Source organism: Paraburkholderia sp. (assembly GCF_034668105.1).
Taxonomy (GTDB): Bacteria; Pseudomonadota; Gammaproteobacteria; order Burkholderiales; family Burkholderiaceae; genus Paraburkholderia.
In genome coordinates this window covers 1-11,740 of the sequence record NZ_JAXDPY010000391.1, presented here as the reverse complement: position 1 = coordinate 11,740, position 11,740 = coordinate 1, and the positions used below count along the sequence as shown (strand labels likewise).

The 11,740-nt window shown below is 63.1% G+C and carries 10 protein-coding genes; 8 read left to right on the top strand and 2 right to left on the bottom strand.

Translation table 11 applies throughout. The features are described 5' to 3' along the window. The first annotated feature begins 164 nt into the window (after positions 1-164). The 8 genes from QOC89_RS17495 to QOC89_RS17460 all read left to right on the top strand — a co-directional run bounded on the left by QOC89_RS17495 (position 165) and on the right by QOC89_RS17460 (position 8,978). Positions 165-1,196 (top strand): low specificity L-threonine aldolase, encoded by a 1,032-nt coding sequence (locus QOC89_RS17495; protein ID WP_323046167.1) that lies wholly within the window; start codon positions 165-167, stop codon positions 1,194-1,196. A gap of 47 nt (positions 1,197-1,243) precedes the next feature. After that, positions 1,244-1,774 (top strand): NUDIX domain-containing protein, encoded by a 531-nt coding sequence (locus QOC89_RS17490; protein ID WP_323046166.1) that lies wholly within the window; start codon positions 1,244-1,246, stop codon positions 1,772-1,774. Between the two features lie 67 nt (positions 1,775-1,841). Continuing rightward, positions 1,842-2,291, top strand: coding sequence for a thioesterase family protein (locus QOC89_RS17485; protein ID WP_323046165.1), 450 nt, complete (start codon positions 1,842-1,844; stop codon positions 2,289-2,291). A gap of 4 nt (positions 2,292-2,295) precedes the next feature. Further along, complete coding sequence (locus tag QOC89_RS17480) at positions 2,296-3,234, top strand: branched-chain amino acid ABC transporter permease (RefSeq protein WP_323046164.1); 939 nt, start codon at positions 2,296-2,298, stop codon at positions 3,232-3,234. Then, a complete protein-coding gene (locus QOC89_RS17475; protein ID WP_416340412.1) occupies positions 3,227-4,516 on the top strand; it encodes a branched-chain amino acid ABC transporter permease in 1,290 nt (429 codons plus the stop codon). The genes QOC89_RS17480 and QOC89_RS17475 overlap by 8 nt, the downstream gene beginning before the upstream one ends. Beyond that, positions 4,513-5,265 (top strand): ABC transporter ATP-binding protein, encoded by a 753-nt coding sequence (locus QOC89_RS17470; protein WP_323046163.1) that lies wholly within the window; start codon positions 4,513-4,515, stop codon positions 5,263-5,265. The genes QOC89_RS17475 and QOC89_RS17470 overlap by 4 nt, the downstream gene beginning before the upstream one ends. Beyond that, a complete protein-coding gene (locus QOC89_RS17465) occupies positions 5,262-5,975 on the top strand; it encodes an ABC transporter ATP-binding protein (protein WP_323046162.1) in 714 nt (237 codons plus the stop codon). The genes QOC89_RS17470 and QOC89_RS17465 overlap by 4 nt, the downstream gene beginning before the upstream one ends. Before the next feature lie 564 nt (positions 5,976-6,539). After that, positions 6,540-8,978, top strand: coding sequence for a hypothetical protein (locus QOC89_RS17460; RefSeq protein ID WP_323046161.1), 2,439 nt, complete (start codon positions 6,540-6,542; stop codon positions 8,976-8,978). A gap of 1,011 nt (positions 8,979-9,989) precedes the next feature. On the opposite strand, the gene iolB is transcribed toward QOC89_RS17460, so the two are convergent. Both iolB and iolE read right to left on the bottom strand, forming a co-directional pair. Beyond that, a complete protein-coding gene (gene iolB, locus QOC89_RS17455) occupies positions 9,990-10,790 on the bottom strand; it encodes a 5-deoxy-glucuronate isomerase (RefSeq protein ID WP_323046160.1) in 801 nt (266 codons plus the stop codon). After that, positions 10,787-11,713, bottom strand: coding sequence for a myo-inosose-2 dehydratase (gene iolE / locus QOC89_RS17450; protein WP_323046168.1), 927 nt, complete (start codon positions 11,711-11,713; stop codon positions 10,787-10,789). Before iolE ends, iolB begins: the two co-directional genes overlap by 4 nt. Positions 11,714-11,740: the final 27 nt, after the last annotated feature.

The following is an 11,740-nucleotide window of genomic DNA, read 5'->3' as shown; positions in this document are numbered from 1 at the left end:
CCGCCAACCCCGCCAACCCCACCAACCCCACCAACCCCACCAACCCCGCCAACCCCGCCAACCCCGCCAACCCCCGCAAACCGAAAAACAAATTACCCGCCGGCGCACTAAAATGACCGCTTTCCGTCATCTCAGCGCGCCCGTCGCCGGCCGCGCCACCCTCCATGCAACATTTCGCGTCCGACAACTACGCCGGTATTTGTCCCGAAGCGCTCGAAGCGTTGATCACCGCCAACAACAGCGGCCACGAACCGGCTTACGGCGACGACTCCTGGACCAACCAGGTCTGCGACCGTCTTCGAGACCTGTTCCAGACCGACTGCGAAGTGTTTTTTGTGTTCAACGGCACGGCTGCCAACTCGCTGGCGCTGGCGTCGCTGTGCCAGTCATATCACTCGGTGATCTGCCATGAACTCGCGCACATCGAAACGGATGAATGCGGCGGCCCGGAATTCTTCTCCGGCGGCTCGAAGCTGCTAACGGCACCCGGCATCGGCGGCAAGCTCACGCCCGATGCGATCGAAGCGGTCGTCACGCGCCGCGCCGATATTCACTACCCCAAACCGAAAGTGGTCACGCTGACCCAATCGACGGAGGTAGGCACCGTCTACACCGTGGAAGAAGTGCGCGCGATCGCGGCGATTGCCAAACGGCGTCATCTGAAGGTGCATATGGACGGCGCGCGGTTTGCCAATGCGGTCGCGGCGCTCGACGTGCATCCGTCCGAGATCACGTGGCGCGCGGGCGTCGACGTGCTGTGCTTCGGCGGCACCAAGAACGGCTTGCCGGTCGGCGAAGCGGTGGTGTTCTTCGACCGCGCGCTCGCCGACGATTTCGCCTACCGCCTGAAGCAGGCCGGCCAGCTCGCGTCGAAAATGCGCTTCATCTCCGCGCCGTGGCTCGGTCTGCTGGACAACGATGTCTGGCTGCGCAACGCGCGCCATGCAAATGCAATGGCCGACTTGCTGCAAACGCGGTTGCAGGAAATTCCCGGCGTGAGCATCCTGTTTCCAGGAGAATCGAACGCGGTCTTTGCGCAATTGCCGCCGCAGGCCGCCAAGGCAATGCGCGCGCGCGGCTGGAAGTTCTACGAGTTCATCGGCGCGGGCGGTTGCCGGCTGATGTGCGCCTGGGACACGCAGCCGGAAACCGTCGAGCGTTTCGCCGCGCAAGTGCGCGAGCTGTGCGCGGCGTGAAACCGCATCCACTGCACGACTAAAACATAAGAGACGCTCCCCACGCCATGACCGAATACCAATTTTGTCCGCGCTGCGCCACGCCTTTGATCGAGCGCGCCGATGCGGCACACGAAGGCGGCCGCATCCGCCAGATCTGCCCCGACAACGAGTGCGGCTACGTCCACTGGAACAATCCGCTGCCGGTGGTGGCCGCGATCGTCGAGTACGAGGGCAGGATCCTGCTCGCGCGCAATGCCGCATGGCCTGAAGGCATGTTCGCGCTGATCACCGGCTTCCTCGAGAACGGCGAGACGCCGGAAGAGGGCATTGCCCGCGAGGTGCTCGAAGAAACCTCGCTGCATGCGGAGACCGTCGAATTGATCGGCGTGTACGAATTCATCCGCAAGAACGAGCTGATCATCGCGTATCACGTGAAGGCGTATGGCACGGTGGCGTTGTCGCCCGAGTTGCTCGAATACCGGCTGGTCGAGCCGGCCAAACTGCGGCCGTGGCGCGCGGGCACTGGGCAGGCGCTCGGCGAATGGATGCGGCGGCGCGGGCTGCCGTTCGAATTTGTCGAAAGGCCGGGGCAGTAAATTACGCTAATGCGTTCCCCCGCTCAGTTACACCCATGAGTTTGGCCATCCACCACACCCCATCACGATGAACAAACCCACAGCCGCCCCGCGCAGCGCTTACCCGCATTTCCTGCCGATCCCCACGCGCTGGATGGACAACGATGTCTACGGTCACGTCAACAACGTCGTCTATTACAGTTACTTCGACACGGTGGTGAACGAGTATCTGATTCGTGCCGGCGTGCTCGACTTCGAGCACGGCGCGACGATCGGCCTCGTGGTCGAGACGCAATGCAATTATTTCGCGCCGCTGGTGTTTCCCGAGCGGGTCGAAGCGGGCTTGCGGGTGGTGCGGCTCGGCAGCTCGAGCGTGCGCTACCAGGTGGGCCTCTTCAAGGAAAGCGAAGATCAACCCGCGGCGCAAGGCCATTTCGTGCACGTGTATGTGGACCGTCTCACGCGTCGTCCGGTGACTCTGCCCGCTGCATTGCGCGCGGCGCTCGAGCCCCTAACCGTCGCGATGCAGGCGGACTAGGCGCGTGCAGTCGTTCGTCATCAATCTGCTCAACGGCGTCAGTTACGGCCTGCTGCTGTTCATGCTGTCGGCAGGTTTGACGCTGATTTTCAGCATGCTCGGCGTGCTGAATTTCGCGCACGCGAGCTTCTATATGCTCGGCGCGTACGTCGGGTTTTCGGTGGCGGCGCATGCGGGATTCTGGAGTGCGCTGGTGATCGCGCCGCTCGTCGTAGGCTTGCTTGGCGCGGCGCTGGAGCGCTGGCTGCTGCGCCACGTGCGGGTGTACGGTCATCTGCCCGAATTGTTGCTGACGTTCGGCGCCGCGTATCTGCTCGGCGAGCTGGTCAAGCTCGGCTGGGGCTTGAGTCCGCTTAGTGCGACAGTTCCGGCCGTGCTCGACGGGCCGTTGTTCACCGTCTACGGGGCGGCCTTCGCACGCTATCGGGCCTTCATGATGGCCGTGTCGCTGGCGATGCTGGCGGTGCTTTATGCGGTGCTGCGTGTGTCGAAGGCGGGGCTGATCGTGCGCGCCGCGCTCACGCATGCGAGCGCGGTCGAGGCGCTCGGCCACAACGTGCCGCGCGTGTTCACCGGCGTGTTCGCGGCGGGCACGGCGCTCGCCGCGCTGGCCGGCGTGATCGGCGCGCCGCTCTTCGTGATCGAGCCGGCGATGGCGGAATCGCTGGGGTCGATCGTGTTCGTGGTGGTCGTGATCGGCGGCCTGGGTTCGTTGAGCGGGGCGCTGGCGGCGTCATTGATCGTCGGCTGCGTGCAGACCTTTGCGGTGGCGAGCGACGTCTCGCTGGGCGATCTCACATGGGCGTTCGGCGGCGCGCTGCCGGCCGAATGGGATGCGTTGACACTCGCACAACTCGCGCCGCTGATTCCCTATCTGTTGCTTGTCGCGATGCTGGCGCTGCGGCCGCGTGGACTGTTCGGCCGGCGAGACGATCATGCGTGAGCCGCCCGGCACGTTCGTGATGCCGGCCGCCACGTCCCGTTCGATGCCGCGCAGGGCCGCACCGTGGCTCGCGCTGGTCCTGTTCCTCGCCGTGCCGCCCTTTGTCTGGCCGCAAAGCTGGCTGCTCGCCTATCTCGCGCAGAGCGCGACGATGATCGTCTTTGCGCTCTCGTACAACCTGCTGCTCGGCGCAACGGGGCTGCTGTCCTTCGGTCATGCCGCTTATTCCGGCCTCGGCGCGTTGATCGCGGCGCACGTGTTCAACCGCATCGGCGTGCCGCTCGTGCTGCTGCCGTTGATCGGCGGCCTTGGCGGCGCGCTGTGCGGCGTGCTGTTCGGCTTCGTGTCGACGCGGCGTGCCGGAACGGCGTTCGCGATGATTACGCTCGGTATCGGTGAACTCGTCGCGGCGGCCGCGTGGACACTGCCTGATTGGTTCGGCGGCGAGGCCGGCGTGTCGATCGATCGCGCGAGCGGGCCGATGCTCGCAAGCTGGAATTTCGGCCCGGCACGCGAAGCGTATGCGCTGATCGCGTTGTGGTGCGTGCTGTCGAGCGTGGCGATGTTCGCGTTGTCGCGCACACCGTTCATGCGGCTCGCCAACGCCGTGCGCGACAATCCGGCGCGCGCGGCGGCGATCGGCTGCTACCCGCGGCGCGTGCGCTATGGCGTGGTGGTGATGTCGGCGTTTTTTGCGGGCCTTGCGGGCACCCTGGCGTTGATCAATGTCGAACTGGTGTCGACGGAAAGCGTCGGCATGATGCGCTCCGGCGCCGTGCTGATCGCGACGGTGATCGGCGGTACGGCGGCGTTTTTCGGGCCGGTCGCCGGCGCGATCGTCCTGACGTTTTTCAGCGTCGCGGTGGCGAGTGTGACGCGCGCCTGGCTGTTCTATCTGGGGCTGTTCTTCATCGTGATCGTGGTGGCTTCGCCAGATGGACTGGCGGGCTTCGTGCAACGGCACACGGCACGCCTTTCTGATTACGGCTGGCGCGTGTGCAGCAAGACTTATCTATGGGGCGTGGCCTCAGCAGTGCTGTGGACGCTGGCCGTCGTGCTCGCGGTGCAGTGGGCCTATGCCGTGCAATTCGGCGCTGACGATGGCGCGGCTTTCACCGTGATCGGCGTGCCGCCGGCGACGGGCTCGTCGCCACTTTGGCTCGGCGGCGCGGTGTTCATGCTGGCCGTGACGGGGGCACTCGCGGCGCGCTACGCGCGTCGCGCGCAAGCACGGCTCGCGGTTCGCGCCAGTGCTGCGCCGCTCACCGGAGACGCACGATGATCCCGGCCCTCGCGCTCTACGGCATCGAAAAACGCTTTGGCGCCACGCAGATTCTGCGCGGCGTCGATCTGGCGATCGAGCCCGGTGAGCGCCATGCGTTGATCGGACCGAACGGCGCCGGCAAATCGACGCTCTTCAATCTGATCGCCGGTGGCGCGCGTCCGAGCGCCGGGCGCATCGATCTGTTCGGTGCGGAGATCACGCGACTCGCGCCGGCGGCGATCACGCGCCGTGGCCTCGCGCGCAGTTTCCAGACCACCAGTGTGTTCGCGCGCCTGAGCGTGTTCGACAATCTGCGCTGTGCGGCCATGCTGGCCGAGCGCGACCGCACGCGTTGGTGGCAGCGTTTCAGCGGCTCACGCACGGTCGATGCACGCGCCGAACAGGTACTCGATGCAGTGGGGCTGAGCGCGCGCCGGCATAGTCAGGCCGGCACACTGAGTTATGCCGAGCAGCGCGCGCTCGATCTCGGCCTCGCGCTCGCGGGTGGCGCGCATACCTTGCTGCTCGATGAACCGACCGCGGGCATGAACCGCGCCGAAGCGGCGTGCGCCATCGAGCTGATTCGCTCGGCCACCGCGGGCCGCACGCTGCTGATGGTCGAGCACGACATGGACGCTGTATTCGCGATTGCCGACCGGATTTCAGTGCTGGTGCAAGGACGCATCATCTCGACCGGTACGCCGGCGGCGATTCGCGCGGACGCGGCGGTGCGCGCCGCTTATCTCGGCGACGACTTCCGCCCATGACCGCCTTGCTCGACATTCAACAACTGAACGCGTGGTACGGCGCGAGCCAGACCTTGCATAGCGTGTCGTTGCAGATCGGCGCAGGAGAAGTCGTCGCACTGGCCGGGCGCAACGGCTCCGGACGCTCGACGCTGGCGCGCGCGATCATGGGCCTCGTGCGCAGCGAGGGCGAGTTGCGTTTTGCCGGCCATGCGCTCAGCGGGCTGCGCACCTTCGAGATCGCCCGCCTGGGGCTCGGTTACGTGCCGGAACATCGCGACGTCTTTCCGACGCTGAGCGTCCACGAGAATCTGCAACTCGGGGTGGCGCCGCGGGCTCGCGGGCGCGCCCCGCGCTTTGCCTTCGACGACGCCTATGAACTGTTTCCTGTTCTGCGCGAAAGAAAGCGCACGCGCGCTGGCGCGCTATCCGGCGGTGAACAGCAGATGCTGACGCTTGCCCGGGCATTGCTCGGCGATCCCGACCTGCTGGTCGTCGACGAACCGGGCGAGGGCCTCGCCAGCCAGGTGATCGGGCAGGTGGCGCAATGTCTGCGGATGTTGCGTGACCGGGGCGTGGCGATGCTGCTGATCGAACAGCGGCTGGTGATTGCGCAAGACATCGCTAGCCGGGTGGCGGTGATGGGACATGGCGAGATTGTCTTCGATGACGCGCTTGCATCGTTTCTGAAGCGGCCGGACGTGATGCAGGAATGGCTCGGCGTGGGTTAGCCGAGGCGTGGCATAGCTTGCGTGTCGTTGCTGCTTCTTTCGTGTCGTCTTGTGGTTTTTGCTCCAGCGTTTTTGAAGGGTGTCTCGCGGCGGTTGTATTGCAGCGCCGCATTCGAATTTGTGACTACTTTGCTGTCCTGATGCGCCCCGTCACGCGGGGTGAAGGGCGAGCGCACCTCGTTGCGTGCTCATATTGCTTGCGGAATGCTGTTTGAATCCCGTTTGCGCGTAGACCACGCAAGCCCGAAGCATGGGGCTTTCCAATGACTCGCTGCAGCGATTCAAACGCTTGATCGTTTGGTGAGCGTCCTCCAGAAATCTTGTCGGCAGCGAGCTGACAAAAAAAGACAATCGAGTCAAAGGCGCGCAACGGCGGGACGGTGTTTAAAGCCGACGTATGTGCGACGGACCATGCCGTGCCGGACGCGCGAAAGACGCGCCTCGGCTTCAGGAGGAGACAGCATGAAACAGACGGACGCATCGAGCGGAAAATCGGCTGACGACGTGCGGACTGAGCCCTTGCTTTGGCGGCGACCGCTTCTTCAAAGTATGTTGGCGTTCCGAATGGCGCGGGCACCGCTCGGGGAGACGTGGCGCGCGCGTGGTAGTGCGGGTGCTGCGCTGATGACGGCGGCGCTATTGATGTCCGCATGCGCCGATGCGAGTTCCACGACGGGTGATGCGGCTTCAGTACCGTCGACACGGACCAGTGCTGCCGCGCATGCCACGAGCAGCGACGATGGTCCGCTGACTGCGAAATCGCAACCGGATGGAGCGCTCCCCGCCGAGGCCAGGAACGGTGTCGTAAAAGCTGCGAACAGCACTAACGCCACTAACGCAACCAACGCAACCAACGCAACCAACGCCACCAACGCCACCAACGCCACCAACGCCACCAACGCCACCAACGCCACCAACGCCACCAACGCCACCGCGGGAGGCGACCAGCCAGCCTCTCAACCGCGTCCCTCGCTGGAAGTCGCTAAAGCCAAACAACTCGCTGCCGAACAGAGCGTCGCTTTACGTGTCCCCTCCGCGAGCGGCATGACCGAGACGCGCAGCCGTCCGCTGACGCTGCGCGACTCCGGCATCGACGGCTCGTTGATGTTCGCGCGCGATGTCGACTTTCGCGTGACCGGCGACATCGGCTTCATGATTCACGACATGGCGGCGACGCTGACGCCGGTGCGCGCCGGCCAGCCGATCGTGTTCGACGATCCAACCAGCGTGACGATCAACGTTCACCGCGGCGAGGTCACGCTCGACAGCGCCAAACTCACGGCGATTTTCAACCTCTATCTGTTCCAGTACCAGGGCTCGCCGCTGCGCAACATGCGTGTCGTGCCGCAAGACGGCGGCACGCTGCGCATTACGGGCGAGATGCATCGCGACACGTGGGTGCCGATCGTGCTGATTGGGTCGCTGTCGATGCGTAATGCCGACGACCTCGTATTCCACGCCGGGCACGTCGAGGTGGCCGGCGTCGGTGCCGACAAGCTGATGCAGGCCGCGCACGTGAAGATGGCCGACCTGTTGAAAGTGGACACGCCGATTGCGCGTCTGGACGGCGACGACGTCGTGATGCAGGTGGCCAGACTCACACCGCCGCCCGCGTTACGCATGACGATCACGCGGATCGACACCAGTGCGGCAGGCGTGCGCTTCACACTTGACGACCGCACGGTCCAGAAAATCGACTGGCCCGCGACGATGCCGCCGCGCGGCATGCTGGTGCAGGGCGGCGACGTGAAGTTCATGCGTTCGATGCCGATGAACATCGACATGGCGCTGACGCCGCTCGATACGAACGCGCCGTTCGTGCTCGATCTGTATCACTACCGCGACCAGATGGCGGCCGGCTACTTTACCTTCGACGAGGCCGGTGCACTGGACGTCCATCTACCGTCATACACGACGCTGGCCAGCGCTGCGAAAGATGCGCCGGTGCAGACGGGCAGTGCGAGCGCTCGCTTTAACGACAGCTTCATTCGCGCGCAGCAGGCTTCGCTCGCGCAGGCGCGTCTCGTGTGGCAACACGTGCCGCAGACGTTGCGCACTGCATCGGTTGCGCGCGCGATTCCGGTCGGCACACGCGCGGCGTTTTCCGGCCGGAGCATGGCGACACCGGGCTCCGCGATCGACGACGAGCGGCATTCGCTGGGATTTGCGCCGTTGATTCACGTTGAGAATGTCGACTTCTACGTAGCGGGCCGGATTGGTTTTCATGTGCGTTCGCTCGATGCCCAGATGGTGGCGAAGAAGCCGGGTCAACCGGTCGATCTCGACGATCCCGATCAGTACGACATTCGCATCATTGGCGGCGAGGTGATCGAGCCGTGGCCTGCGATGGCGGCGTTGTTCAATGATTATCTGCTCGATTACGCGCCGCGTTCGCTGAACGATTTGCAGTTGAAGCCAGTGGAGGGCAAGTTGGAAGTGACGGGTGGCATCAAGTTGTGGAATCACTTTCCAGGCGTATGGTTGCCGACGACGATGAGCGGCACGATCGTGGCGAAGGATGAGCGGCATCTTGTTTATGAACCGACCTCGGTGAAGGTGCTGGGTGTGCCGCAGGCGGGGTTGTTGCGGGCGCTGGATATTCCGTTGGCGTCGTTGACGCCGTTTACGCGCAAGGGTGTTGCGTTGAGGGGGAACGAACTGGTGTTCGATCAGTACACCGTGTTTCCGCCACCGGTTTTGCAGGGGCGGCTGGCGAGTGCCACTGTGACTGATGAAGGATTGGTGTTGAAGTTCAAGCGGGACAGTGCTGTTGCAGTTGTTAGGGCGCCTGCTGGCGCTGGGAAGAGTTTTGTCTGGATCGAGTCGGGTGATGTGAAGATGTTTAATTCGTTGGTCACGAATGCGAGGACTTTTATTAAGGATAGTTCCAATCCTGGGGTGATGAAGTTTGATCTTTATGGGTATCGGAAGGATGTTGCCAAAGGGACTGTGAGGATGGGGGAGGATGGGGGATTGGATGTGGATCTTGGGGTTAGGAGATAGTCTGGTTTTTTTGCCTGCGCGGCGCTTTGGTTGTTTGCCTACGGCGTTGGTCTTTGCTTGATCTTGTTGCCTGCGTGGCGCTTATTTGTCTGTGCTTTTTTGGTGTTGGCCTCTCCTTGTTTTCTTAGTGGTCTATTAGCGTCGCCCCTGTGCGGGGCGGCACTTACTTTCTTTGCCGCCGCAAAGAAAGATAAGCAAAGAAAGCGGCTCAACCCGCTAGCTCATAAGCGGGGCCCTCGCACAGTCGCGGTAGTGGTGCATCTGGAATCTGTGCCCTCGCACATTCAGCGTGAGTGACAAGGCCGTCATACTTCCCGTCTCGCACTACGTGCTCGCCGGAAAGGTTCATCGAGAACCTGCGGTTTCCTCGGCCGTGAGGGGGATCAGCGGCTTCGCTTGGATTCTGTCAGTCATCTGTTTCTCTTCGCAACGCCGTCATACTTCCGGCGGCGTTGCGTGTCGGCGCGCATTTCTTGAAACCGCCCGACGCGTTCTCGAACTCACAGCCGATGGCTCCCAACGAGCGCAAGCAAAGCCCAATGTTTCTGATGACCCTTCCGGCGAGCATGTAGTGCGAGGCGGGAAGTATGACTGCCTTGTCACTCACGCCGAATGTGCGAGGGCACAGATTCCAGATGCACCACTACCGTAACTGTGCGGGGGACCCGCTTATGAGCTCACGGTGTGAGCCGCTTTCTTTGCTTAGCTTTCTTTGCGGCGGCAAAGAAAGTAAGTGCCGCCCCGCACAGGGGCGACGCTAATAGACCACTAAGAAAACAAGGAGAGGCCAACGCCGTAGGCAACCAGACAAACCCACCGCCGCAGGCAACCAGCTCAAGCAAAGACCAACGCCGTAGGCAACCAGACAACAAGCGCCGCGCAGGCAACCAGCTCAAGGAAAGGCCACGCCACAAAAACACGAACAAACAAGCGCCACGCGGGCAACAAAAGGTCAGGCGAACGCCAACGCCATAGGCATCCAAAAACTCACCTGCTCCGCAGGAAAAACCATCAACTATCCTTATTAATAATCCACTCATGCGCAGGATCATTACGAAAATGCCACACGCGCTGAGCGCCCGCCATCACATTCAAATAATAAGACTCATACCCGTAGGGAACAACAACCGGATGATACCCACGCGGCACCATCACGACGTCGTGATTCTCAACCGCCATTGACTCATCGATATCACGCATATCCGTATACACACGCTGAAAAGCAAACCCCTGCGGCGGATCGAGCCGATGATAGTAAGTCTCTTCGAGAGAACTCTCATGAGGCACATTATCCGTATCGTGCTTATGAGGCGGATAGCTGGAAGCATGTCCACCCGGAGTCCGAACCTCAACCACCAGCAAAGACTCCGCAAGCTCAGTCTGCGGAAGAATATCGCATACGTATCGCGTATTCAGCCCCTTGCCGCGCGTGGAGCGCTTCATCGTGGAAGGTTCGATCAACCTCGCCGGATACGCGCCCTTGCCAGGCGCACTCGCCACGCCAACCTCCGCATCGCGGCAGGCGCGAACCGTCGCCCGCACCCCAGGCGGCAAATACACCGCATACGGCGCGGAATCCTCGAACACGCTATCGCGCGAACCCAGCGAACTCCATCTGGCAGCCGCCGTTTCAATATCCACCGCACCCATCAGCACCACGATACACACCTCGCGGGACGGCTCGAAAACATGCACGACTTCATCCACGCCCAGCCGGTATGCAGCAAACCCCACGTACCGCCAGCACGCCGACTCCGGCGTCACCCGCGCGATTGTCTGGCCCTCGCGCTGCGCCTTCACCAATAAACTCATGCCGCCTCCCGCTCAGTCTCGTCACCGGCGCCAAGCGGCGCATCGACCAGCGCCCGCAAGGTCCGAAAGCCTTTCTCCGCATACTCGTACGACGGCGCCACCACCGGATCCTGTTCCGCTTCCACCACCAGCCAGCCGTGGTAACCATGCCGCTTCAAGCGATCGATGAGCGCGGCAAAATTCACCGCGCCATCCCCTGGTACCGTGAATGCGCCATTGATCACGGCGTCGAGAAAACTCCAGTTCCGATTGCGTGCCAGCTTCATCACCGCCGGTCGAACATCCTTGCAGTGCACATGGCATACGCGGCCAATGTGCTTGTCGAGTACCGCGAGCGGATCGCCGCCGGCAAACGTGATGTGCCCCGCATCGAATAGCAGGCCGACGGCGTCGCTCGTGCGCGACATCAACTGGTCGACGTCAGCCGGCGTTTCGACATACGCGCCCATGTGATGGTGGTACGCGAGCCGTACGCCGCGGCTCAGCGTGTAGCGCGCGAATTCGTCGACGCGTGCCGCGTATGCAGCCCACTGCGCGTCGCTGAAAAAACGCGGACGTTGATACAGCGGCTGCGGCGCGCCCTGAATCGAATCGGCGACTTCGCCATAGACCATCACCGTCGCGCCGTTCTGCGCGAGCAGGTCGAGGTGCGGGCCGACCGAGGCGATTTCTTCCGCCACGCTGCGTCGCGCGAGCCGGCCGGAGTACCAGCCGGATACCAAGGCGAGTTCGTATTGGGCGAGCAACGTCTTCAACGCCTGTGGCTCTCGCGGAAACTTGTTGCCGAGCTCGAACCCCTGGTAGCCGATCTGGCGTCCTTCGGTCAGCGCGACGTCGAGCGGCGTTTCGCCGCCGAGCGAAGGCAGGTCGTCGTTCATCCACGATAAGGGATTGATGCCGATACGTACGTCGAAAGCAGTCATGCGGGCGTCCTCATTCGGTGTCGACGT

Bases quoted from the DNA above. Each gene is read 5' to 3' on its own strand.
- QOC89_RS17470 (WP_323046163.1), top strand. From the start codon at position 4,513: ATGATCCCGGCCCTCGCGCTCTACGGCATCGAAAAACGCTTTGGCGCC.
- iolE (WP_323046168.1), bottom strand. From the start codon at position 11,713: ATGACTGCTTTCGACGTACGTATCGGCATCAATCCCTTATCGTGGATG.
- QOC89_RS17495 (WP_323046167.1), top strand. From the start codon at position 165: ATGCAACATTTCGCGTCCGACAACTACGCCGGTATTTGTCCCGAAGCG.
- iolB (WP_323046160.1), bottom strand. From the start codon at position 10,790: ATGAGTTTATTGGTGAAGGCGCAGCGCGAGGGCCAGACAATCGCGCGG.
- QOC89_RS17490 (WP_323046166.1), top strand. From the start codon at position 1,244: ATGACCGAATACCAATTTTGTCCGCGCTGCGCCACGCCTTTGATCGAG.
- QOC89_RS17475 (WP_416340412.1), top strand. From the start codon at position 3,227: ATGCGTGAGCCGCCCGGCACGTTCGTGATGCCGGCCGCCACGTCCCGT.
- QOC89_RS17485 (WP_323046165.1), top strand. From the start codon at position 1,842: ATGAACAAACCCACAGCCGCCCCGCGCAGCGCTTACCCGCATTTCCTG.
- QOC89_RS17465 (WP_323046162.1), top strand. From the start codon at position 5,262: ATGACCGCCTTGCTCGACATTCAACAACTGAACGCGTGGTACGGCGCG.
- QOC89_RS17460 (WP_323046161.1), top strand. From the start codon at position 6,540: ATGGCGCGGGCACCGCTCGGGGAGACGTGGCGCGCGCGTGGTAGTGCG.